General features: G+C 43.6%; 24 protein-coding genes and 1 pseudogene. 11 read left to right on the forward strand and 14 right to left on the reverse strand.

Annotation, left to right across the window (positions count from 1 at the left end):
• Window positions 1-109 (reverse strand): annotated as a pseudogene (locus C3420_RS07800) (IS5/IS1182 family transposase); the annotation flags it as partial.
• Between the two features lie 387 nt (window positions 110-496).
• On the opposite strand from C3420_RS07800, the gene C3420_RS07805 reads away from it, so the two are divergent.
• The 6 genes from C3420_RS07805 to msrA all read left to right on the forward strand — a co-directional run bounded on the left by C3420_RS07805 (window position 497) and on the right by msrA (window position 4861).
• On the forward strand, window positions 497-988 hold the full coding sequence (locus C3420_RS07805; RefSeq protein ID WP_103800890.1) for a lipocalin family protein: 492 nt from the start codon (window positions 497-499) through the stop codon (window positions 986-988).
• Between the two features lie 172 nt (window positions 989-1160).
• Window positions 1161-2003, forward strand: coding sequence for a thymidylate synthase (gene thyA / locus C3420_RS07810; RefSeq protein WP_005220875.1), 843 nt, complete (start codon window positions 1161-1163; stop codon window positions 2001-2003).
• A gap of 96 nt (window positions 2004-2099) precedes the next feature.
• Entirely contained in the window at window positions 2100-2612 is a 513-nt protein-coding gene (gene dfrA44, locus C3420_RS07815) for a trimethoprim-resistant dihydrofolate reductase DfrA44 (protein ID WP_103800891.1), read from the forward strand.
• A 28-nt stretch (window positions 2613-2640) separates the two neighbouring features.
• Window positions 2641-3687 (forward strand): DUF4105 domain-containing protein, encoded by a 1047-nt coding sequence (locus tag C3420_RS07820; protein ID WP_103800892.1) that lies wholly within the window; start codon window positions 2641-2643, stop codon window positions 3685-3687.
• A 100-nt stretch (window positions 3688-3787) separates the two neighbouring features.
• Window positions 3788-4249, forward strand: a complete 462-nt coding sequence (locus tag C3420_RS07825; RefSeq protein WP_103800893.1) for an META domain-containing protein — start codon at window positions 3788-3790, stop codon at window positions 4247-4249.
• Window positions 4250-4342: 93 nt separating this feature from the next.
• On the forward strand, window positions 4343-4861 hold the full coding sequence (msrA, locus tag C3420_RS07830; RefSeq protein ID WP_103800894.1) for a peptide-methionine (S)-S-oxide reductase MsrA: 519 nt from the start codon (window positions 4343-4345) through the stop codon (window positions 4859-4861).
• 59 nt (window positions 4862-4920) lie between these two features.
• Here the strand turns inward: msrA and C3420_RS07835 are convergent, their stop codons facing one another.
• The 5 genes from C3420_RS07835 to C3420_RS07855 form a co-directional block, all read right to left on the reverse strand.
• Window positions 4921-5325, reverse strand: coding sequence for an ExbD/TolR family protein (locus C3420_RS07835; RefSeq protein WP_103800895.1), 405 nt, complete (start codon window positions 5323-5325; stop codon window positions 4921-4923).
• Window positions 5325-5945 carry a MotA/TolQ/ExbB proton channel family protein gene (locus tag C3420_RS07840; RefSeq protein ID WP_004813259.1) on the reverse strand — a complete coding sequence of 207 codons (621 nt, stop codon included), beginning with the start codon at window positions 5943-5945 and terminating at the stop codon, window positions 5325-5327. Before C3420_RS07840 ends, C3420_RS07835 begins: the two co-directional genes overlap by 1 nt.
• Window positions 5946-5970: 25 nt before the next feature.
• Window positions 5971-6744, reverse strand: a complete 774-nt coding sequence (locus C3420_RS07845; protein ID WP_103800896.1) for an energy transducer TonB — start codon at window positions 6742-6744, stop codon at window positions 5971-5973.
• A gap of 208 nt (window positions 6745-6952) precedes the next feature.
• Window positions 6953-7819, reverse strand: a complete 867-nt coding sequence (gene purU, locus C3420_RS07850; RefSeq protein ID WP_004813265.1) for a formyltetrahydrofolate deformylase — start codon at window positions 7817-7819, stop codon at window positions 6953-6955.
• A gap of 60 nt (window positions 7820-7879) precedes the next feature.
• On the reverse strand, window positions 7880-8599 hold the full coding sequence (locus tag C3420_RS07855; RefSeq protein WP_103800897.1) for a TetR/AcrR family transcriptional regulator: 720 nt from the start codon (window positions 8597-8599) through the stop codon (window positions 7880-7882).
• A 136-nt stretch (window positions 8600-8735) separates the two neighbouring features.
• Between C3420_RS07855 and C3420_RS07860 the strand changes: the two genes are divergently transcribed.
• The 5 genes from C3420_RS07860 (at window position 8736) to C3420_RS07880 (ending at window position 13385) form a co-directional block, all read left to right on the forward strand.
• Complete coding sequence (locus tag C3420_RS07860) at window positions 8736-10184, forward strand: coniferyl aldehyde dehydrogenase (RefSeq protein ID WP_004813274.1); 1449 nt, start codon at window positions 8736-8738, stop codon at window positions 10182-10184.
• Between the two features lie 165 nt (window positions 10185-10349).
• Window positions 10350-10586 carry a 50S ribosomal protein L28 gene (rpmB, locus tag C3420_RS07865; RefSeq protein WP_004813275.1) on the forward strand — a complete coding sequence of 79 codons (237 nt, stop codon included), beginning with the start codon at window positions 10350-10352 and terminating at the stop codon, window positions 10584-10586.
• A gap of 16 nt (window positions 10587-10602) precedes the next feature.
• Entirely contained in the window at window positions 10603-10758 is a 156-nt protein-coding gene (gene rpmG / locus C3420_RS07870) for a 50S ribosomal protein L33 (RefSeq protein ID WP_001205031.1), read from the forward strand.
• 153 nt (window positions 10759-10911) lie between these two features.
• The gene (locus C3420_RS07875) at window positions 10912-12627 is read left to right on the forward strand and encodes a cation:proton antiporter (protein WP_004890287.1); all 1716 of its coding nucleotides are present in this window, start codon (window positions 10912-10914) and stop codon (window positions 12625-12627) included.
• 155 nt (window positions 12628-12782) lie between these two features.
• A complete protein-coding gene (locus tag C3420_RS07880; RefSeq protein ID WP_004890290.1) occupies window positions 12783-13385 on the forward strand; it encodes a DUF1294 domain-containing protein in 603 nt (200 codons plus the stop codon).
• A 56-nt stretch (window positions 13386-13441) separates the two neighbouring features.
• On the opposite strand, the gene C3420_RS07885 is transcribed toward C3420_RS07880, so the two are convergent.
• From C3420_RS07885 to topA, 8 genes are all read right to left on the reverse strand, one after another.
• A complete protein-coding gene (locus C3420_RS07885; protein WP_103800898.1) occupies window positions 13442-13720 on the reverse strand; it encodes a hypothetical protein in 279 nt (92 codons plus the stop codon).
• Between the two features lie 103 nt (window positions 13721-13823).
• Window positions 13824-14327 carry a DUF6586 family protein gene (locus C3420_RS07890; protein ID WP_004813280.1) on the reverse strand — a complete coding sequence of 168 codons (504 nt, stop codon included), beginning with the start codon at window positions 14325-14327 and terminating at the stop codon, window positions 13824-13826.
• Window positions 14328-14739: 412 nt separating this feature from the next.
• Window positions 14740-14991 carry an RNA recognition motif domain-containing protein gene (locus C3420_RS07895; protein ID WP_103800270.1) on the reverse strand — a complete coding sequence of 84 codons (252 nt, stop codon included), beginning with the start codon at window positions 14989-14991 and terminating at the stop codon, window positions 14740-14742.
• 83 nt (window positions 14992-15074) lie between these two features.
• Window positions 15075-17063 (reverse strand): ATP-dependent helicase, encoded by a 1989-nt coding sequence (locus C3420_RS07900; RefSeq protein WP_103800271.1) that lies wholly within the window; start codon window positions 17061-17063, stop codon window positions 15075-15077.
• 290 nt (window positions 17064-17353) lie between these two features.
• Window positions 17354-18496, reverse strand: a complete 1143-nt coding sequence (locus tag C3420_RS07905) for a glycerate kinase (protein WP_103800272.1) — start codon at window positions 18494-18496, stop codon at window positions 17354-17356.
• A 122-nt stretch (window positions 18497-18618) separates the two neighbouring features.
• On the reverse strand, window positions 18619-19377 hold the full coding sequence (locus C3420_RS07910; RefSeq protein WP_103800273.1) for a hypothetical protein: 759 nt from the start codon (window positions 19375-19377) through the stop codon (window positions 18619-18621).
• A gap of 3 nt (window positions 19378-19380) precedes the next feature.
• Window positions 19381-20184 (reverse strand): NYN domain-containing protein, encoded by an 804-nt coding sequence (locus tag C3420_RS07915; RefSeq protein WP_103800274.1) that lies wholly within the window; start codon window positions 20182-20184, stop codon window positions 19381-19383.
• Window positions 20185-20276: 92 nt separating this feature from the next.
• Window positions 20277-22919, reverse strand: a complete 2643-nt coding sequence (topA, locus tag C3420_RS07920; RefSeq protein ID WP_103800275.1) for a type I DNA topoisomerase — start codon at window positions 22917-22919, stop codon at window positions 20277-20279.
• Between the last annotated feature and the right edge of the window lie 23 nt (window positions 22920-22942).

The raw sequence follows: 22942 nt of genomic DNA on the forward strand, positions 1-22942 counted from the left end.
ATTGCGTAGCAGGATCAAACCAAAGGGCAATATTTCCGCGACTCATGAGTGCTCGGTTATATGCGGGCCAATTGGTTGTGCGGTAGATTTTGTGTGTAGGCTTCTTCATTTGAAAATTATATCGCTAAAAAAGCCTTTACAGATAGGTTTGTGCAACAAAGCCCGTTCAAAATGTAAATAAATTTATCAATATTTAACTGATTAAATGTAAGCTACTATTCCGCATAGAATTATTTAACTCTATTAAGTTACAAAAATTTTTATTATTAAGTTTTATTGAATAATAAATTAATTAATCGACATACTTTTAAGCCATAAATTATAAAAAATGACTAGATTTCGACCTACTTAACATTTCTTATATATGCTCTACCCATTCCCATCTCATTGAAAATAAACACAACATTTCACTACATGATTACATCTTTTCTTTAGCAGCTCCATGTTTAGACTGATTGAGCGCAAAAAAATGAACTGAAATAAAGCGGAGAAAATAATGAATCATGATATCCCTACCGTTTCAAATTTTGATCTCACCAAATATTTAGGCACTTGGTATGAAATTGCCCGTCTCCCAATGAAACATCAACCTGAAGACAGCACTGATATTTCAGCTGTTTATAGCCTGAATGAAAGTGGTAGCGTACGTGTTCAGAATCGTTGTCTGGATGGTGATGGCAAGCTGGATGAATCCATTGGTGAGGCAACGATTGTAGATGCTGCCAATGCCAAACTTGAGGTCAGTTTCCTGCCAGAAGGTTTACGCTGGGTGCCATTTACCAAGGGAGATTACTGGGTATTGAAGCTGGATGCTAGTTATCAAACGGCTTTGGTCGGTGAGCCAAGCATGAAATATCTGTGGCTGTTGCATCGCACCCCAACCATTGATGAAGCGACTAAGCAGGAATATCTGGCTTATGCACAATCGCTCGGTTATGACTTGTCTAATCTGATTGACACAGTACATACTGGTAAGCCAACAGCTTAAAGCAGGCGATAAAAAGGCATCCATTATGGATGTCTTTTTTATTGTATTTTCTCTCTCCTCCAGTCACCTTCCCGGCGATGTGGAACTGCGAAAAAAAATGTTATGATGAGCGCAATTTTAAATTGCTTAGTTCAAATAAAAGCAATTTTTCAACGGATTTTAAGAGAGACTTATGCGCCAATACCTTGACCTTTTACAACATATCCTCGACAACGGCGGCGATAAAGGCGACCGTACCGGCACTGGTACACGTTCGGTATTTGGTCATCAGATGCGCTTTGATCTTTCCAAGGGTTTCCCTTTACTGACCACCAAAAAAGTCCACTTCCGCTCTATTGTGATTGAGCTATTGTGGTTCCTCAAAGGCGATACCAACGTTCAATATTTGAAAGATAATAAAGTTAGTATTTGGGATGAATGGTCAACTGCGGAACAGACTGCACGTTTTGGCCGCCCAGAAGGTGAGCTTGGTCCTGTATACGGTCATCAGTGGCGTAACTTTGGTGCCACAAAAAATGAAGATGGCAGCTATAAAAATGATGGTTTTGATCAAATCAAATGGTTGGTGAATGAGATCAAAACTAATCCAAACTCACGTCGCCTGATTGTGTCTGGCTGGAACCCGAACGAAGCAGGTCAAGTGGCACTGCCACCTTGTCATACCCTGTTCCAATTCTTTGTACATAATGGCAAATTATCTTGCCAGCTGTATCAGCGTAGCGCTGACGTGTTTTTAGGTGTCCCGTTCAATATTGCCAGCTACGCCCTGCTCACCCATATGATCGCACAAGTCTGTGAGCTTGAGGTCGGTGATTTTGTCTGGACGGGTGGTGATACGCACCTGTATGCCAACCACTTTGAACAGGCCAAACTTCAGTTGAGTCGTGAGCCTTTAGGTCTATGTCAGTTAAAACTGAATCCTGAAATTAAAGATCTGTTCGATTTCAAATTTGAAGATATTGAAATTGTCGGTTATGAATCCCATCCGGGAATTAAAGCGCCTGTCGCGGTTTAATTTTTCTCAAACCCAAGAAAATCGAAATCCCACTTTGCTTAAAGTGGGATTTTGCATTTTAATAGGAACAATTTTTATTTGTTTTTGAGTGTGGGTATGGCATTTCAGGATTTAGAAGTCGTTCATGTCGTTGCAATGGATCAGCAGCGCTGTATTGGTAAGGACAATGACCTGCCTTGGCATATCTCAGCAGATCTCAAACATTTTAAGGAAATCACCCAGGGCGGTGTAATTGTAATGGGACGTAAGACCCTTGAATCCATGGGACGTGCCTTGCCTAAACGTGTCAACTGGGTCATTACCCGTGATACAGCCTGGTCTTTTGAAGGTACTAAAGTCGCACACACAATTGAGGATGCCTTGAACCAAGCTGTTGCAGATGTAAAAGCGTCAGAAAAACCGGAGTCTATTTATATTATTGGGGGTGGTGAAATCTTCAAACAGACAATGAGTATTGCTGACCGTCTGGAACTGACCCATGTCGAACTGGATGTACAAGGTCATGCCTTCTACCCGGAAATTCCCGTTGAATTCAAAAAAGTTTTTTCCGAACAACATATCGACGACAAAACCGGGATTGCTTTTGAGTTTGCAACTTATAGAAAATGAAGAATAATTTTTAATTAAAGATTCAATTATGCATACACAGGGAAATCCTGCACCTCACTGGCTATTCTGGTTACTGAATGCAGTATTTACCCTGTTTGTCATCACATCAAGTCTATGGCTGTGCCTTGCGATTTGGGTACAGCAACCCTTAGGCATGATTGGCAGCTCTGTGCTGATTGGTCTTTGGATTGTTTTAGCCTGTGCAGTTCTCGGCATTTATTTTAGCCGTCATCTGATTTCACGTGGTGTAGATACCCTTCTTTATATTCTGGCTTTTCTGTTTAGCCTGTTCTGGTATTTCAGTCTGGACGCTCGTCAGGACCGGGAGTGGAATCCTGAAGTTGCCCGTATTCTCAGTTATGAACAACAAGGCGATCAAGTCACCTTACATAATGTGCGTAATTTTCTCTGGCTGCCAAATGGGAAATATATTGAGCGCTGGGAAAGTCGCAGCATCAATTTAAATCAGATCACCGGGGTCAATGTCATCACCTCTTACTGGATGGGACCGCATATTGCCCATACCTTGGTGAGTTTTGACTTTGCTGACCAGAAGCCACTGACCTTTTCGATAGAAATCCGTAAGGAAAAAAATGAAGATTTCTCTGCTATCGGCGGCTTCTTCCGCAAGTTTGAGCTGAGTCTGGTGGCAGCTGATGAACGGGATATTATCTACACCCGTAGCAACACCCGCGGTGAGCAGGTATATTTTTTTCCGGTTAATATGCCACAGGCACAAGCCAAGGCGCTTTTCAAAGAATATCTCCACAAGGTGGATGATCTGGCTCAACAGCCGAAGTGGTATAACACTCTAACCAGTAATTGCACTACCCTGGTGTTTGATATGGTTCAGGCTGTTTCCCAGAAACCATTACCAACAGATTATCGCCTGCTGGCGTCGGGTTATTTGCCGAATTATATGTATGACCTGCAAGCGCTAAATCAGGATTGGGACTTAAGCACCTGGTATGCTCGAGCGCATGTAAACCCACGTGTCAAAGAATTTGCTCAGGTCAGTAGTGAACAATATTCTGCCCTACTGCGGCAAGGATTACCTGCGCCAAAAGCAGAATAGAACCTATCATCCCGGGAGCCCGAAGATACAAATTGTATTGGTATCATTCTATTTTTTCTGTTTATATACAGTGATGTATCAAAGAAAAAGAGTAAGTCCAATGTTAAAAAAAGTGACCACAATTGCAATGTTCGTTTCAGCGCTGGCACTAACAGGCTGTCAAACCACACCAGACCAGACCTCTTCCCAAGCGGTTGAAAATCTACAGCAACTTCAGAACCGCACCTGGATTGTCACTCACATTGGCAGTACAGAAATCACCACTGCACCTACCACACGTAATATTCCAAGCCTGCAATTTGATGCTGCCACTCAGCGTGTTAGCGGTGCCGATGGCTGTAACCGTATTATGGGCAGCTATACTGCAGGCAAAGACACTTTGAATCTTAGCCAGATGGCGGGTACGAAAATGGCTTGTTTGAACAATGACAATCTGGATCAGAAATTTAATGAAGCCCTGGCTAAAGTGACCCACTATCAGGTTTTTGGTAAAACACTGAAGCTGCTCGATAGCTATGGCAACCCAGTCATCCAGCTGACAAGTCCGGTACAACCACGCTAAAGCTTAAATAAAAAGCCTGTTTTTACAGGCTTTTTTCTATTTGATATTTACAGCGTAGAATAGAGACAGAAACTCGGAATTAAGGACAAGATTATGCAACAGGCGCTATTTGGTGGTGGATGCTTTTGGTGTACCGAAGCGGTATTCCTGCAAATTCGTGGTATCAGCAAAGTTGTTAGTGGCTATGCCGGTGGACATACCACTCATCCAACCTATGAAGAGATCTGTAATGGTGATACCAACCATGCAGAAGTGATTCTGATTGATTTCGATGAAAGTCAGATCAGCTTTAAGCAATTGCTGGATGTATTCTTTGCCACTCATGATCCAACAACGCTCAATCGCCAAGGCAATGATGTCGGTACACAGTATCGTTCTGTTATTTACTATCTGAACGAAGAACAGCAACGGCAGTCACAAGAAACTATTGATGCACTGAAGGCTGAAGGGCTAAATGTAGTCACTGAACTCAGTCCTGCTCCGACCTTCTATCCAGCTGAAGATTATCATCAGAACTTTTTTGCTAAAAACCCAAGTCAGGGTTATTGCAACTTTGCCATTCCTCCAAAGCTCAACAAGCTACGTGCCAAGTTTGTAGAACTGTTGAAGTAAAGCAATATTATCATAAAAAAAGCGACCATCTCAGGTCGCTTTTTTTGATCTTGGAAAAATCAGTTATCGGTTGCAAAAGCAATATCGGTGAGTCCGGCTCCACTCGCGCGTGACATCACTTGAGCAACGGTGTCGTAACGTGATTCTTTATCCGCCTTTAATACAATCGTTGGCTGACGCTCTGCCTGACCTGCTTCATTGAAACGGGTTTCCAGCTGTTCCAAGCTAAGCACATCACCATTCCATGCCACCTCACCCTGAGAGTTAATGCTGATGGTAATGTTCTCTGGCGGAAGATCAATAATTTCCGCAGTTGTTTGTGGCAAGGTTAATGGAATTGATGGGTTTGCAACGGTCGCTGTCACCAGGAAGATGATCATCAATACCAACATAATGTCGATCAGGGGAATGAGGTTCATCTCATTCATGCCTACATCGTTGTCTTCACCCAGTTGAAAAGCCATTAAACTTGACCTCCCACTAAACTGTCTTGTGCAACTTTGCTTTCAGCTTTCTTTGCAGATTCCTGTTGCAGCATCGTATCAATCAATAAGCTATGAGCATGGTCTTGCAGTTCATGCGATAAACCACGGTTAAAACGTACCGCAATGTTATAAGCCAATACAGCTGGAATCGCCACTGCCAGACCCAGACCCGTCATGATCAGTGCTTCACCTACTGGTGTTGCCACCTGAGCCAGACCTGCCTGACCACTCTTACCCACTGCTACCAATGCATGGAAGATACCCCATACTGTACCGAATAAACCAATGAAAGGTGAAATCGATGCGATGGTACCCAGAACTGAAACACCTTTTTCCGCATTGGCTTTTTCAGCTGCAATCTGGCGTAGCAATGCTTGTTCAGCTACGGCTTTGCGTTGTTCAAAGCCCAAAGGCGCCATTTTTGATTTCAGTTTATCTAGGGCATCAGATAACTGTGCATAAGCCACTTGCTTGAGTTGGCGCGTACCGAGTAAACGCAGTACAAAGATCGTCCATGTCGCAATCGACATTGCCAGTAACACAAAATAAAGTGTTTTACTGACTGCATCAGCATGTTGCCAATAAACTGAAAAGTTCATATTCGAACTCCTAATGGGTTAGCCGTTATCTGGTAATCTGGAAGTCAAAGGGCTGCTCAACACGTGTTGGATAAGCAACGCCATTTTCAACATATTTGGTTAATTGTGCACGACGTACAGCAGACTCGACCTTACGGTTAATCGAAGGACTGCAGCTTGAATTACGTGCTGTCGCAGCCACTACCTTGCCTTGTTCATTTGCTGAGATATCCACCACCATGGAACAGGAACTTTTCAATTCACCTGCTGACATCGATACTTTTGGCGTACGCAACCAGGTCACACCACCACCCAAAGAAACACTCTTAGGAGAAGGAGGCGCAGGTGGTGCCGGTGGCGCAACAGGCGTAGGCGGTGCCACAGGTGCTGGTGGAGGTGTCGGAGCGACTTTGGTTTCTTTCACAACCGTTGGTACAACCGGACTTGGCGTTGGTTTTGCTTCAACTACTGGTGCCACAACCTTAGGTGTTTCAGCCTTCTTCACTTCCTGGATTTTTTCAACCTTCTTCGGCGGTGGTGGCAACGGTTTTTCAACAATCTTGACCTCTTTCGGCTTCGGCGGCTCTTTCTTCGGCTCAGGCTTTGGCTTCGGAGGTAATGGTTTTGGTGCTTCCTGTAGTTTTACAAAGCGAACCTTCATCGGCTCCTTGTCTACAGGCTTGAGGTCAGGTGCTTCCATCTGGCTGACAGCCCACAATAGGCCAACATGTCCCACCAGTACAGCTGCCATAACAGCTGCGACTTTCTTTTTCATCTGGTTGGGTGGAGTAGGCATCATAGGAGAAGCAACTTGGCTCATTAAATCTTTTACCTTGAAGAGATGATATGAAACAAATAATCAAGCTCATCGGTTAGCACAATTAAAGTACGCCAATAATAAATGAGAAGGGTTTTCATTTGCAATAACAATCCCCAACTTTCTTCATTTTTTTTCGACAAATGAGAGAAACAACTCAAATAAAAAAAGACATACTTAAAGTATGCCTTTTTGAATGATGATGCAAGACTTATTGGAATACCACTGTCTTGTTACCATCCACAATAATACGGTCTTCCAGATGCCATCTTACGGCACGCGCCAGTACATTACGCTCTACGTCCTGCCCCAGTTCACGCAGCTGCTCTACAGTAAAGTCATGGTTTACACGCTCTACGTCCTGCTCAATGATTGGACCTTGGTCCAGATCAGCCGTTACATAGTGGGCAGTCGCACCAATCAGTTTCACACCTTTTTCATAAGCCTGCTTGTACGGATTCGCACCCACAAACGCTGGCAGGAATGAATGGTGAATGTTGATCACTTTCATTTCCCATTTTTGTACAAATTCTTCATCCAGAATCTGCATATAGCGCGCCAGTACTAACAAATCATTGCCTTGCATCAGCTCATCAATTTTTGCATAAGCTTCACGTTTGTTGTCTTTAGTCACTGGCACTACTTCAAATGGAATACCAAAATTTTCAACCGATTCACGCAGCGTTTCATGATTCGATACTACTTTGGTGATTTCACATGGCAGACCGCCACGTGCATGACGCCATAACAGCTCAAGTAAAGCGTGATCAACTTTAGACACCAGAATGCCGACTTTTTTCACATCACTTACCAGCGCCAGACGCCAATGCATGTTATAGCGTTCCGCAACATTGACAGCAAAAGTCTGTAACAGGCTTTCTTTACGGCTTTGCAGGTTATCGAGTTCAAACTCAACACGCATGAAGTAACGTCCGCCCTGAGCTTCTGTCGCGTATTGATCAAGCGCAGTAATATTGGCGCCCTGATGATACAAGAAGCTTGAAACAGCCTGCACGATGCCCGGCTTGTCTTCACAAGTAATCAATAAACGTGCGGTGTTAGCAGTCGTCATATTCATGTTGGTAAACGTCACTAATCAGATAAATTAAAAAATAAGCCGAGTATTCTAGCGCGTTTCTTAATTATTCTGAATAGTTTGTTCAGTTTCCCGATCTTTAGCAGATGACAGACTGGCAAAAAGCTCGGAAGAACCAAAAGAGTTCAACAGGCTTTCATAGGTATGACGGCTTTCACCACGCAGATAGGCACCTTCCAGGAACACCATTTGACGCAATGCCTGCCATACCCATTTTTCTTCCAGATGGTTCGAGTCGGTAATATGACCAGACATATACAGGAAGTTGGTCCAGTTGGTCAGCACGATCCACAGGTTGATAATTAAGGCTTCAATTTCCGAATCAGTCATTTCCATCAGGCCGGCAGTAACGAAAGCCTTATAGATTTTTTGTCCCTGCTGCATGACTTCACCCGCAAAGCGCGGATACAGCTTACGGAAGTCTTCATTATTTTCCACCAGGTGATACACATCACGATGCAGGAAACGATAGGCCCATAACTGGCTGCTGAGTACTTGAAAATAATGAATCTTGTCATTAGCATCCAGCGGACGGTCATCCGGTAATGCCAGCATTTCCAGGGTTTCCTTCTGGTACTGCTCCATCAGTTCCTTGATGATTTCATTCTTGTTACGGAAATGATAGTACAGGCTACCCGGGCTCATACCGAGTTCAGCAGCAATATGATTCGTCGTAACAGAACGCTCACCACGCTCATTAAATAACTGCAAACTGAGCTGCAAAATACGTTCTTTCGTTTTCAACGTTTTGGTTTGGGACATCCTAAAATAACCATTCAGTTCATATACCCGCACGCACCAGCAGCGCACTGACGGTCGAGTACACAAAGTAACTTGACTAATTAGAGTATTTACTCTAAAAATAAATAATCGATTTTCTTAAAAGTGGTAGTGCTGCATGAACAGTCACACAAAAACGACATTAATGACACCACATTTTTTTGACAGCCAGTGCCTTAATGACATTCTGGCACAACAAAAACATGCCTACTTACGTTACCCGCTGCCGACTGCAAAGGAACGTATCGATCGTTTAGCTCGACTTAAGCGTATCTTAGTTAAGTATCAAGATCAATTTGCCGATGCAATTAATCAGGATTATGGCAACCGTTCGATTGGGGAAACCAAAATCGGGGAACTGTTGACCTGCCTAGAACACATCAAATATTACAGCAAGAATCTGACTGGCTGGATGAAACCATCCAAGCGTCACGTCAGTATTATTCACCAGCCAGCCAAAGCCTGGGTGCAGTACCAGCCATTGGGCGTGGTCGGCATTATTGCGCCTTGGAACTATCCTTTACTCCTCTCGATTGGACCACTGGTCTGTGCACTGGCTGCAGGCAACCATGCCATGATTAAAATTTCGAGTGCCTCTGCTCATTTTGGAGCGGTACTTGAAACAGCCTTGGCGGAAGCCTTTCCAAAAGAACTGGTCGCAGTCATTACTGGTGGCGGTGCAGTATCTGATGCCTTTTGCCGCTTGGCTTTCGATAAAATGATTTTCACGGGCTCAACCGCGGTGGGTAAAACCGTGATGGCAGCAGCTGCAGAAAATCTGGTGCCGGTGATTCTGGAACTGGGGGGCAAATCTCCAGTACTGGTTCATCCATCTATTGATATTGAAGATGTGGCAGAGCGTATTGCAGTAGGTAAACTCTGGAATGCTGGTCAAACCTGTGTGGCCCCTGACTACATGTTCCTGCCACGTGGTAAAACCGCTGAATTTATCGATCATTTCCGTAGCTATGTGGAAACCATGTATCCGGATATCACCCATAATCAGGACTACACTTCGATTGTGAATGACAAGCAGTACAATCGTCTGCAAGGCTATTTGGAAGATGCACGTGCACATGGCGCCCAGATTATTGAAATCAACCCGCGTAATGAAACACCGGCAGATCTGCGTAAAATAGCACCGACCATTCTGACCAATGTGACGCCAGATATGGATATCATGAAAAATGAAATCTTTGGTCCACTGCTGCCAATCATGGAATATGATCAAATTGACGATGTAATCGACTTTATTAATAGCCGTCCGCGTCCACTTGCATTATACTATTTCGACTTTGATCAGGCGCGTGCCGATTATGTCGCACAGCGTACCCATTCAGGGCACTTCGGCCAGAACACGGTACTCACTCATGTTGCACAGGATGACCTGCCATTTGGCGGCGTTGGCGCTTCGGGGATGGGTAAATACCATGGGCCAGAAGGCTTCTTCAGTTTGTCGCATGAACGGTCTGTAATGTCCAATCCTAAGCTGTATAGCTTGAAATACATTCTCCCGCCGTTTAATAAGCCGATTCATAAACTGATTTCGAAGACTCTTCTTCGATAAATGATCAAGGCATGAGCTGTTGCACCAACTCATGCCCGGTTTTAGACAAAATCGCTTGTCTTTTAAGCGCATTTTTGGTATAAAACGCCCCTTGAATGAATTCAATCCGTTTATTTTTGACTGGCCATACAGATTTGCTGTTGGCTAAATCAATGGAGTTACACCATGTCTAAGGTTTGCCAAGTTACCGGCAAGCGTCCAGTCGTTGGTAACAACGTCTCACACGCCAACAACAAAACTAAGCGCCGGTTCGAGCCGAACCTGCACCAACACCGCTTCTGGTTAGAAAGCGAAAAACGTTTCGTACGTCTTCGTCTTACTACTAAAGGTATGCGTATTATCGATAAATTGGGCATTGAAAAGGTTGTTGCTGACCTTCGTGCTCAAGGTCAAAAGATCTAAGTAAGGAGTCAGGACAATGCGTGATAAGATTCGCTTAGTTTCTTCAGCTGGTACAGGTTATTTCTATACCACTACTAAGAACAAACGTACTATGCCGGAAAAAATGGAAATCAAAAAATTTGATCCAAAAATCCGTCAACACGTGATCTTCAAAGAAGCTAAAATTAAATAATTTTAGTTTTTTGAAAAAAAGCGACCTTTTAGGGTCGTTTTTTTTTGCATTTTTTTTATTCAGCTTGATAAACTTTCTTTTTGTTTTGGCACTTTTTGTGCTTATTTCCCATAAAAAACTGAAATTTTAAAATTCATCTTGAAGGAGTGTTTAGTGCCACATGACGTAGATCTCATCATATTACTGGCTGTAGGCTTTGGACTGGCGCTGGCATTCGGCTATATCGCTGCGCGCTTACGTCTACCTCCCTTGATCGGATATCTGATTGCCGGGATCCTGATTAGCCCCAATACCCCTGGGGTAGTTGGTGACATCCAGCTGGCCAATCAGCTTGCCGAATTAGGCGTCATGTTCCTGATGTTTGGTGTCGGGATGCACTTTTCCTTAAATGACCTGATGCAGGTAAGGCGTATTGCCCTACCTGGTGCGATCCTGCAAATTGCAGTGGCTACCCTGCTTGGCGTTGGTGTCTCTATGCTCTGGGGCTGGAGTTTTGGTTCTGCGCTTGTTTTTGGTTTAAGTCTCTCCTGTGCCAGTACTGTCGTGCTCCTAAAAGCACTTGGAGACCGTGGTCTGCTTGAATCCATTAACGGTAAGATTGCTGTAGGCTGGCTGTTGGTTGAAGATCTGGTCATGGTATTGGCACTGGTGTTACTTCCTGCAACCGCAGTTTTACTCGGTGGTCAGGCACTGGAAGGTAGCAGTGATGGGAATATCTGGCTCACCTTGGGCATTACCCTACTCAAGGTCGCAGGCTTTATTGCCTTTATGCTGATTGTTGGTAAACGTCTAATACCAATGATCATGCAGGTTGTCGCGCGTCTAGGCTCACGTGAACTGTTTACGCTAACTGTTGTGGCCGCTGCTGTATCGATTGCCTTTGGTGCCTACAAAGTCTTTGGTGTCTCTATGGCACTAGGTGCATTCTTTGCGGGTATGGTCGTGAAAGAATCTGACTTCAGCCATCGTGCAGAAGAAGAAACCCTTCCGCTACGTGAAATTTTCTCGATTCTATTCTTCGTTTCTGTCGGTATGCTGTTTGATCCTCGGATTATGATTGAGCAACCCCTGCATGTGCTGGCGGTTGTTGCCATTATTATGATTGGTAAAACCATTGCTGCGATGGCACTGGTACTGTTCTTCCGTTATCCAATCAACACAGCGCTGACAGTGGGTGCGTCACTGGCACAAATTGGTGAATTCTCGTTCATTCTTGCCGCACTTGGAGTATCGCTAAATCTACTGTCACTGGAAGGACAAAACCTGATTTTGGCGGGTGCCTTGATTTCAATTACCCTGAACTCTTTTATTTTCGCTGCCATTGAACCAGTACAGAAATGGATTCGCGAACGTTCCAACCTGGCGCGTTTACTGGAGCGCAGTGGCGATCCACTGGCCATGCTGCCTGATGAAGTATCCCAGGACTACCTGCGCGATCAGGTAGTGATTGTCGGCCATGGTGAAGTGGGACGTCGCATCACGACTTCCTTGATGGAACAAAATATTAAAGTTGTGATTGCTGAAGAAAACCGGGAGATTGTTGAAAAATTGCGTGCCAAAGGCATTGCAGCGGTATCGGGTGTGGCGACTGAACCAGGCGTCTTGATTCAGGCGCATATTCAGCATGCACGTCTATTGGTCATTTCCCCTATGGATATTTTGGATATTCATAAAATCGTGGATATTGCCAAAACTTTAAATCCTGAAATTCAGGTACTGGTCTGTGCCGAAAGTAAGGAAGAAGCTGAAGTCATCCGCCGCGATAATGTGGGTGCGGTCTACTATGCTAAAGAAGAAATGGCGAAGAACATGAGTCGTCATATCCTGCATCAGATTCAGATGGCTCATCAACATGGTTCGGCACATTAAATTTTAATTTTTTAAATTGGGCAGATCATGAGTATCTGCCTTTTTTATGACAAAAAAATTGATCGACTTTATAATAAACTCCTAATTTAAATAACTTATAGACTTTTATATTTGATTTTAAAGTCTTTTAAACAGGATTCTTGTGGGGGAATAGTATGCGTTATAAAGGTAAATTAACCACATGGAAAGATGACCAAGGCTTTGGATTCGCGACTACCCATGAAACTTCAGAACGTGTTTTTGTTCATATTAAAAATTTTAGTTATAAGACCAGACGCCCTGTAGATGGTGATGAACTGATTTATAATGTTGTACAAGGGACTAAGAAAAACTTACAAGCAACCAATATTCAGTTTTTACATGATTATGAACGTCAACGATTAAGAGACCAACGCCATCAACAACAAGAAGGTGGCAAAAGCTTATTGTCTAAAATTGCAGCTTACCCATTTATTCTTACCTTATTAGTTCTATTTTTGACAGGACAAATCTCGGTTTGGGTCTTAGTTTATTATGCAGTGATTAACCTCATCACGTTCTTCGCTTATTGGCAAGATAAACAATCAGCCCAAAACAATAAACGTCGTACACCAGAGCAAACTCTGCATAATCTGAGTTTATTTGGTGGTTGGATAGGTGCTTTAGTTGCTCAGCTCAGTTTAAGACATAAATCACAAAAACAAGAGTTCCGAAAAAAGTTTTGGTTAACCACAGTGATCCATATTATTTTTTTTGGTATATATTTAATAATGAAATAAATCCAATAAAAAAGCGCACGTTAAAGTGCGCTTTTTTATTTAGAATGGGAGAGCAGTCAACTTAAATATTTTGGTTTTTCATCCATAATTTCAGCCTGCATCTCATTTGCCTGCTTTTCGAGCAGGCCAAATAAAGCCGCCTGAATCATATGCTGAGCAACCACCGGGGTCTGATCACCGAGAAGTGCTTTTACTTCATCATTAAACTGAATAATGACCAATGGCTGTTTTTCTGAGCCTGCATTGCGTAATGCTAACTCACCACTTTCCAGTTGAACGAGTTCTAAAATCGCTTCTTGACTACCAAATAGTTCTTTCAATTGTTCTATAGACATATGTCCTCCATGTTCAACATGGTGGCAAAGCGCAGAATCACTTTGCATCGCTGTTTATTGGATATATGGTTAATAATTTCAATTTCAAGGGCCATTGGTCGGATTAAAATTCCACCATCTCATTGCGAAAACCATCAATCAATTGTGTCAGGTCTCGATGCCATTCACGCAGGATTGCTGTATCTGGTAACCAGGCTTGAGGTGTTTGAGTGACTTTAATAATCAGTTTAGAAGATGTTTCATCTTCAGGCTCCGGCACACTCGGCTCGGGTGTGTACTGACACAAACGATAAGCACGCTTCAGCTCAGCGATAAAGCCGTCTTTAGAAAGTTGCTGCATTACGGTGACTTCTGGAGAGATCTGCCCTTTCGCAGCCATCTGCTCTTCAATCGATTTCAAGGTCGGACTCAGATCATTTAAACGGTAGTAACGCACCAGTTCCTGCAAAAAAGCCAGGACTGCACCATGCAAATGAAAAACTGCTGATTCACGATGTGCCTGAGCCTGCTGGACATGATCGGTTTGCTCTGCCTGCTGACAGGCAAGGCGGGCGAAATAAAGTTTCTGATTGGTACGGTCCGCATGATAGCGAGCAACACGAGTCATGGATTTTTCCTAAGTGTTAAAACAAATTTTGGCTTTTATAACTTAAAACCAGATCATTATTTTTACAATGGAATTTATTTTATTTATTGATTTTTTCAGGAAATATGAACAACCGGGCTGAATTACTAATGCAATTTATTTTAATTTTTGAAGAGTCATTAAATCTCTTTCATAAATCAAAAAATGATCATTCTATTCATACTTAAATAGATATTTAAAGTCCCTTATCTCTCTGGAATGAGATGCACTGCTTCGCTTTATAATGATTAAAAAAATGATTTATGACAGAACTCTATTTTATTGAATAGACAATAAAATTTGGATTGAGTTATTCAATCAGAAGCTCTAACTATTTGGTCATTCAGAAAAGTTATTTCCATAAAAAAGGAGCATTATCTGCTCCTTTTTCTATTTACGCCTGTGGCTTTTCTTCAGCCTGTTTCACACGAATGCCTGTACCATGTAAGCGCAAGGTATTCAGACCTTTGATCGCTTTAACTGCTTCACGGCCATGCGGCATTTCTACAAAGGCAAAGCCTTTAGACTTACCAGTTTCAGCATCCAGCACCAGTGCACAAGTATCTACTGTGCCATATTGCTTGAACAATTCCAGTAACTCAGCCTCTGTCACAGTACGTTCCAAGTTACGAACTAAAATTTTCATTTGATAACCTTAAGAAGATAGGCAAAAAACATCAAAAAGCACTCGCCTACTCTACTTTTTGCATACAACAACATCTGTCTAGTTTAATCGAGATCAATGCCAAAATCTAAATTAATCGACTGGCGCTCGATTAAGGCACTTTTCACGGTTTGTTGACGGGTCTTGTAATGGGTTTCCGTAGTACACAGATGGCGAGTTAGGTCATTCATAAAATAACTTTCAACTTTACGGCCCTGCTCATCCACTGTTTCGCGTGCCCAGTGATTCAGATTCTGTTTTGTCAAAATCAACTCATTCTGCGCACGGGTCAACGCTACATACAGCACGCGACGTTCTTCTTCAACATCATCAAAATCACCTTGCGCGCGCGCATGAGGGTACTGTCCCGGTGTCACATTCGCCACATAACAGACCTTCTGCTCTGTACCCTTGGCAGAATGGATGGTGATTAAAGTCACCACATCAGGATCTGACTGGCGTTCAATTTCAGAAATCGATACTGGATCGAGCACATATTCTTCCAGAAACTCGCTCAGCTGGGCATGTTTGGAAGCCAGCTGCTTGACCAGTTCAAAATCACCCTGACGGCGATTCCAGTCTTTTTTGTAGTTTTCAGCGAGCTGGTTTTCGATGGCTTGAATGGCCAGACTGACACAGGCTTCAACTTCTGTTTTTAACACAGCCATCTGCTTCATGATCAGAATGGATTCCAGCGGAATCTTGCCAAATTTTTCCAGCTTGTCTGCAATGATGTCCATCTCAGGCTCTGCCAAGAGTTGCTGTGACAGTTTGCTGGCACCGACATCACCTACGCCATTCCACAGCGTCAGGAAACGCATCCAGGCAATATCATCCAGCGGATTGGCAACCACACGCAGTAAACTCAACAAGTCTTTAACATGTGCGGTTTCTAACAGCTTCATCCCACCGATAAAGCGATACGGTACATTGGCAGCAATACAGGCCGCTTCAATATGGCGTGCCGCAAAACTGGAACGTACCAGCACCATATGATCAGACCATTTACTGCCTTGTAAGTAATGACGCTCTTTGATATCGATGGCGATCCATCTGGCTTCATCAAACTCGTTCGGGAAGATATGCATTTTTGGCTTAATGCCTTCACCCCGATGTGCATCCAGCCGCTTGTCATATTTAATTTCGGATTGATCCAGCAGCCAGTTGGACAGGTCTAGAATTTCCTGAGTCGAGCGGTAATTTTTTTCCAGTTTAAAAATCTGTGCATCAGGCACACGCTGTTTGAAATGGTGAATATTTTCAAAGTCCGCACCACGGAAGCCATAAATTGACTGTGCATCATCTCCAACACAGAACAGACTGATATGATCTTTGAGTGGTTCTAGCAAAGCCCATTGCAATGGATTGGTGTCCTGCATCTCATCGACCAGCATATGACGGCAAATTGAAGCGACATAATCCACCAGTCCTTCTGATTGTACCAATGCACTCGCGACCACCGCCAGAATATCGTCATAGTCCAGGAAACTACGTGCCTTTTTACGTGTTTCGTATTCTTTCATGATGTCAGCAATCTGGTCTTTCAGCGCCAGATATTCCGGCATTTGTTTTTCCAGTGCCAGACTCAGTTTCTGCCGAGTATTTCGTGCAAAGGAATACAGGTCACACAACTCTTGTGGCTTGGGTAGGTAATTCGGGTTTTTCTTGTCATCACGTCCGCGAATCAGGCGGAACATCATCAACTGATCATCACGATCAATAATCGAAAACTGCTCCAGTCCAAATGCTTTGGGAATACGGCGAAGCAGATACATACAGAAGGTATGGAAAGTCGATGCCCGCAGACCTTTGGCCTCATCCCCCAAAGCCAATTCCACACGCGCGACAATTTCACTGGCTGCACGACGGGTAAAAGTCAAAATCTGAATCTGATTGGCGGGTACGCCCTGATCGATCAGATAAGCTGCACGTGCGACGATGGTTTTAGTTTTGCCACAGCCCGCCCCAGCCAAGACCAAACTGTGCTTTGCTTCAGTCGTCGCAGCTTGTTTTTGTTGGGGGTTCAGTTCATCTATTAGGGTGGCTAAACTCATGATCACTCATCATTCTGTGGATGCGTGTAGTTTAACAGATCACTCTTATAATTATGGCTTTTCATCCGCGCTAAAACAGCACCCAATTTTATCTCTAGATTTGCTATAGGGTCGACGGCATGGATGCCGTCTGCTGGATTGGGGTATAGGGATATCCCCTCAATCCAGTAAAGGATTTTTGTTACCTTGCGAAGCAGTGCCTCTCATCCAGGAAAAGTAAGATCTGCTTACGCATTATTATCTACCATTATGTAAAGCTTTTGCAGCAATGACTATCTTGCAAGAGAAAACTAAGTCCTCGGTTCCAAAATATTTTTAATAGTTTTGGACACTGCTTTTTCCAGATTCACTTCCCCATTTTTTAATGCTTCTTCCAAGCTACAATCTGGTGGATTAATTCCCACAATCTGACTAAAGCCGGCATCAAATAAAGACTCAATTCCTTCACCCACCAGACCAGCAAAAGCTAACACCGGTTTATTGAACTGCTGTGCGACCTGAGCAACGCCAAACGGTGTTTTGCCTAAGGCCGTTTGGCTGTCAATCTTGCCTTCACCAGTCAGTACATAATCCGCTTGAGCAATTTTTTCGGCTAATCGGCTTTGCTCAATAATCAATTCCACACCGGATTGCAACTTGGCATCCGCAAATGCCATAAGGCCAAAACCCAAACCACCCGCTGCACCCAAGCCTGCTACATTCTTTATAGAAATACCTAAACTTGCTTCGACCAGATTAGCATAATGGTTGAGATTACGATCCAGTTGCTGCACCATTTCCGGAGTTGCTCCCTTCTGCGGCCCAAAGATTGCCGAAGCGCCATTCGGTCCACACAGTGGATTATTGACATCAGAAGCGATTAGAATTTCGGTGTTTTTCAAACGAGCATCTAACTGGGAAATATCTATTTGATTAATCTGATCTAGATTACCGCCGCAGACCTGAATCGCTTCACCTGTACTATTGAAAAACTGGACACCCAATGCCTGTGCCATCCCGGCACCGCCGTCATTGGTGACACTACCACCAAGTCCAATAATGATTTTTTCAATACCGCGATCTAATGCTTGTTTGATCATCTCTCCTGTACCATAGGTTGAGGTCAGCATGGGGTTACGTTGTTCTGCTGCGAGCAAATGTATGCCATTGGCTTTGGCCATTTCAAGGACGGCAGTTCGACCATAATCGACTATGGCAAAATAAGTAGACACTTGCTGAGTCACTAAAGGCCCAGTCACAGTGCAGCTAATACATTGACCATCCAAGGAGCGCAGCAAGGCATCTACTGTTCCCTCACCACCATCTGCCATAGGCACAGCGATACAGCATGCATCAGGAAAGACCTGCAAAACACCGCGTTGCATAGCTTGGCACGCTTGCTCGGCTGACATACTTTCCTTAAAGGAATCGGGTGCCAGGACAAAAGTATGCATATTCTTCTCAATTATTAATATTTTATGGTTAGCAGTTTCAGTCTATCTATAAGCTCATAAGCCAGTATCAAATTTATTTACAAGCACGACTAAAGTTCTGGGTAAATTCAGCATTATCCACATCAGTGTTTCCAACCCAATTCAATCGCAGTGATCTCATTAATTAGAGTCTGACTTAAAGATTCTGGCATTTTGCTGGTTGTTTGAGAAATGGGAATATTCCCTGCCATCAGTTCTGCTTTGGCTTGCGGAAACAAAGGTTGCTGATTAGGAAATGCATATCCCACAGGATACATCGGCTGACCGGTCGCCAGATCATATTTATCGCTGGCTCCAAAGGCATGTAATAGCTCATGTACAAGGACAATCTTGTTTTGTTCAGTCTGTTTCCTGGAAGCGAACAGGTTCACTGATCCAATCCGGCCTTTTTGCAAAGCCGTTGAATGCTTTAACACTTTATGCTGTGCCGGATCATAGTAGTTTAAATATAAGATCACATTGGCCGAAGGATCTGAAATTTGCTCCTGTTGCCAGGCATAGAAACGGAATTTCAGGCTCCAGACAATGGTATCTATAACTGAGGCCTGCTCAGGAACTTTAGGCGGTAATTCTTTCAGTTCACGTCCAAGATTAAAATAGAAGTAGGTTGGTTGACCGCGATACTGCTGCGCAGCCTTTTCCAGATATTCTTGTGCTCCATTTAAATCCTGAGCCGAGAGTTGCTGAATATATTGTTGGGTAGCTGCTGAACCATCAGCATTAATTGGATGCAACAAGACAAAAATAGGCTTGGACCAGTCCTGGTTTTGGTCACGATAAGCATTGACTGCGACCACAAATAAAATCAGTAGCAGAATCAGGATTCGGATTTTTTTCCACATGCTTTAAGCACTCTGTTTTTTTATTTTTCTAAGAAACATCTGGCTCATTTCAATCTTAGTTTCAAAAAGATTTAAAGTCTTGATTAATCCAGAAAGTTTGGCACGACCATAATTACGGGAGTCAAAATCAGGTTTTACCGCACTTATGTATTGCCCAACCATACTTAAATTGGCCCAACCATTTTCATCCGCATTATCTTTTACAGCTTTATAAATTAAATTAAGCGTGGCTCGGTCCATCCCTTCAGGTAACTGAATTTCCTTTTGGGCAGATATGATTTTTTGTCCACTTGTCTTGCTAATATCCGAAACTTTTTTATCGATTAAGTCTGTTTCTTCACTATCCTCATTATTTTTAATTTCACTATCTACAAGTAAGTTTTCAATATAAATAAACTTGTCACAAGCTTTCTTAAATGCTTCAGGAGTAGCTTTTTTGCCAAAACCATAGACGGTGAGACCATTTTCACGAATACGTGAAGCTAAGGGCGTGAAATCACTATCGCTGGATACAATACAGAACCCATCTAATGCTCCTGCATAAAGTAAGTCCATAGCATCAATAATCAGGATCATGTCTGTTGCGTCTTTACCTTTGGTATAGGCAAATTGCTGTACAGGTGTAATTGCATGTGGAAGTAAAACATCGCGCCAATTTTTTAAGGTTTCACTGCTCCAATCTCCATAAACACGTTTAACACTGGCAATACCGTATTTAGCAACTTCTTCTAAAACTGATGCAATTGCATTAATCGATGAATTATCCGCATCAATGAGCACTGCGAATTTTTTTGTTTGAATATCCACACCTTCCCCAAATTTTATTATTAATCAAATTTCTAAAATTTATTCTGCCATAAAAAATGCCGACTGATGTCGGCATTTTTTACTTTTAGCTTTTAGGCTTCAACCCATTTTCCATCCTGGTAAACCAAAGACCATTTGGTTTGCTTACCTTCAGGTGTCTCTGAACCAATATATTGCGACTGGTTCTTACGGCTGAATTTCACTAGAGTTGGATTACCTTCAGGATCTACATCTGGTGCCTGCAAGATAAACTGATACTTTGGATCCAGCTGCTCTGCAACGGTACGTAGTTCCGCCACCTTCGGTGCACGGGTTTCACGTACTTTAGGGAATTTGCTCGCTGCCAGGAACAGACCTGCGGCACCATCACGCAAGACAAAGAAATCATCATGCTTGGTTGAGCGCAAGTGTTCCATCTTGATTGGATCAACACGCGGTGGCGCAGGCTGACCATTTTTCAAAACCTTACGGGTATTTTCACAGCTGGTGCAGGCAAAATAAGGACCAAAACGGCCAGTCTTTAATTGCATTTCTCCATCACATTTGTCACATGGAATGGTTGGACCATCATAGCCCTTGATCTTGAACTCACCTTCTTCCAGTTCAAAACCGGCACAGTCCGGGTTGTTACCGCAGATATGCAGTTTACGACCGCCATCAATGACGTAGCTGTCCATGGCAGTCGAGCAGATCGGACAACGTTTTTTCGACATCAGGTCAGCAGTTTCAGCGGCATCATCGTCAGACAGTGCAGCCAAAGACTCAACCGGGGTCAGGTTCAGTGTGCCTTTACAACGCTCTTTAGGCGGCAGATTATAACCTGAACACCCCAAGAATACACCTGTCGTTCCGGTACGGATCTGCATTGGACGTTCACATTCTTTACAGTGTACGGCATTGACTTCTACCGGCTGATTACGGCGCATACCGCTTTCACCCTGTGCATTGGTCAAACGCTTCTTAAAGTCACCGTAGAAGCTGTCTAAAAGATCTTTCCAGTTCCGTTCACCATCTGCCACCTTATCCAGCTGACCTTCAAGATCTGCTGTAAAAGCATAGTTCATCAGGTTGTTGAAACTTTCATCCAGACGATCAGTAACGATCTCACCCATTTTTTCAGCAAACAGGCGACGGTTATCCAGTTTCACATAACCACGGTCTTGAATGGTCGAGATAATCGCGGCATAGGTCGAAGGACGGCCGATACCACGTTTTTCAAGCTCTTTTACCAAGGATGCTTCAGTGAAGCGTGCAGGTGGTTTAGTGAAATGTTGAGAAGGATCAAGTTTCTCTAGCTTCAGGACTTCACCCACTTTGACAGCTGGCAATAAAATATCGTCATCTGCCTTGTTGGCACCACGAACTTTGGTGAAACCATCAAATACCAGCGTACGGCCTTTAGCTTTCAGCTCCACACCATTGGCATCGACTAAAATGGTAGAAGATAAATATTCAGCAGGTGTCATCTGACAGGCAACAAACTGACGCCAGATCAGGTCATACAAACGCTGTGCATCTCGTTCCACACCGACTAGGCTATCACCTTTTAAGCCAACAGTTGAAGGACGAATTGCTTCGTGGGCTTCCTGCGCACCGGCTTTATTACCATAACGGTTTGGCTTGGCTGGTAAATATTTTTCACCAAATTCAGATTCGATGTGACCACGTACCATATTGACTGCATCATCGCTCAAGAACGTAGAGTCAGTACGCATATAGGTAATAAAGCCCGCTTCATACAGACGCTGGGCCAGCATCATGGTTTTCTTCACCGAGAAGCCTAAACGTGTACTGGCTGCCTGCTGTAGCGTTGAAGTGATATACGGCGCGCTTGGATTGACCTTGGTTGGTTTATCCTCACGGCTCATTACCTTGTATTCGGCATCTTTGATCAGGTTCAACAAAGCATCAGTTTCAGCTTTATTGTGCAGCTTTAAGGTCTTACCATTTTGCTTCACTGCTTCCAGGCGAATGTCATCTTTTTTCGCTTTGGTATCAGCAAATACTTGCCAGTATTCTTCAGGAATAAAGGCACGGATTTCACGTTCACGCTCAACCACCAGTTTTACTGCAACGGATTGCACACGACCTGCCGACAAACCACGGGCAATTTTTTCCCACAGTAGTGGCGAGATCATAAAGCCTACAACACGGTCCAAGAAACGGCGTGCCTGTTGAGCATTGACTTTGTTGGTATCCAGACGGGTTGGATGCTTGAATGCTTCCTGAATGGCATTTTTGGTAATTTCGTTGAAGACCACACGCTGGTAACGTGAATCATCACCGCCGATCACTTCTTTTAAATGCCAGGCAATCGCTTCCCCTTCACGGTCCAAATCCGTTGCCAGATAGACTTCATCGACTTGCGAGGCCAGTTTTTTCAGTTCAGCAACCACATGTTCTTTGCCAGGCAGGACTTCGTATTTGGCTTTCCAATCGTGTTCCGGGTCTACGCCCATACGGTTAATCAACGCCTGCTGTGATTTTTCCGCCTTTTCTGCTTCAGTCAGCTTGGTTCGCGTTGCTGGTTTTTTCTCTGTACTTTTGGCAGAGCCGCCTGTCGGCAAATCACGCACGTGACCGACAGATGATTTCACAATGTAGTTCGAACCGAGGTATTTGTTGATTGTTTTCGCTTTTGCAGGCGACTCCACAATCACTAAGGCACGCTTATTTCCAGCGTCGGAAGACTTCGCTGTGCTGCTTTTTGATGTGGACCGAGGAGCGTTCGCCATAATTAACCGTTAATCCTGTATAT

It is taken from the genome of Acinetobacter sp. ACNIH3 (genome assembly GCF_002918965.1).
In the GTDB taxonomy this organism is placed as follows: Bacteria; Pseudomonadota; Gammaproteobacteria; order Pseudomonadales; family Moraxellaceae; genus Acinetobacter; species Acinetobacter schindleri.

Bases quoted from the DNA above. Each gene is read 5' to 3' on its own strand.
- C3420_RS07845 (WP_103800896.1), bottom strand. From the start codon at position 6,744: ATGAGCCAAGTTGCTTCTCCTATGATGCCTACTCCACCCAACCAGATG.
- purU (WP_004813265.1), bottom strand. From the start codon at position 7,819: ATGAATATGACGACTGCTAACACCGCACGTTTATTGATTACTTGTGAA.
- C3420_RS07895 (WP_103800270.1), bottom strand. From the start codon at position 14,991: ATGAAAATTTTAGTTCGTAACTTGGAACGTACTGTGACAGAGGCTGAG.
- C3420_RS07820 (WP_103800892.1), top strand. From the start codon at position 2,641: ATGCATACACAGGGAAATCCTGCACCTCACTGGCTATTCTGGTTACTG.
- C3420_RS07840 (WP_004813259.1), bottom strand. From the start codon at position 5,945: ATGAACTTTTCAGTTTATTGGCAACATGCTGATGCAGTCAGTAAAACA.
- C3420_RS07885 (WP_103800898.1), bottom strand. From the start codon at position 13,720: ATGTCTATAGAACAATTGAAAGAACTATTTGGTAGTCAAGAAGCGATT.
- C3420_RS07900 (WP_103800271.1), bottom strand. From the start codon at position 17,063: ATGAGTTTAGCCACCCTAATAGATGAACTGAACCCCCAACAAAAACAA.
- rpmB (WP_004813275.1), top strand. From the start codon at position 10,350: ATGTCTAAGGTTTGCCAAGTTACCGGCAAGCGTCCAGTCGTTGGTAAC.
- C3420_RS07805 (WP_103800890.1), top strand. From the start codon at position 497: ATGAATCATGATATCCCTACCGTTTCAAATTTTGATCTCACCAAATAT.
- C3420_RS07860 (WP_004813274.1), top strand. From the start codon at position 8,736: ATGAACAGTCACACAAAAACGACATTAATGACACCACATTTTTTTGAC.
- msrA (WP_103800894.1), top strand. From the start codon at position 4,343: ATGCAACAGGCGCTATTTGGTGGTGGATGCTTTTGGTGTACCGAAGCG.
- rpmG (WP_001205031.1), top strand. From the start codon at position 10,603: ATGCGTGATAAGATTCGCTTAGTTTCTTCAGCTGGTACAGGTTATTTC.
- C3420_RS07855 (WP_103800897.1), bottom strand. From the start codon at position 8,599: ATGTCCCAAACCAAAACGTTGAAAACGAAAGAACGTATTTTGCAGCTC.
- C3420_RS07910 (WP_103800273.1), bottom strand. From the start codon at position 19,377: ATGTGGAAAAAAATCCGAATCCTGATTCTGCTACTGATTTTATTTGTG.
- topA (WP_103800275.1), bottom strand. From the start codon at position 22,919: ATGGCGAACGCTCCTCGGTCCACATCAAAAAGCAGCACAGCGAAGTCT.
- C3420_RS07890 (WP_004813280.1), bottom strand. From the start codon at position 14,327: ATGACTCGTGTTGCTCGCTATCATGCGGACCGTACCAATCAGAAACTT.
- C3420_RS07835 (WP_103800895.1), bottom strand. From the start codon at position 5,325: ATGGCTTTTCAACTGGGTGAAGACAACGATGTAGGCATGAATGAGATG.
- C3420_RS07905 (WP_103800272.1), bottom strand. From the start codon at position 18,496: ATGCATACTTTTGTCCTGGCACCCGATTCCTTTAAGGAAAGTATGTCA.
- thyA (WP_005220875.1), top strand. From the start codon at position 1,161: ATGCGCCAATACCTTGACCTTTTACAACATATCCTCGACAACGGCGGC.
- C3420_RS07825 (WP_103800893.1), top strand. From the start codon at position 3,788: ATGTTAAAAAAAGTGACCACAATTGCAATGTTCGTTTCAGCGCTGGCA.
- dfrA44 (WP_103800891.1), top strand. From the start codon at position 2,100: ATGGCATTTCAGGATTTAGAAGTCGTTCATGTCGTTGCAATGGATCAG.
- C3420_RS07880 (WP_004890290.1), top strand. From the start codon at position 12,783: ATGCGTTATAAAGGTAAATTAACCACATGGAAAGATGACCAAGGCTTT.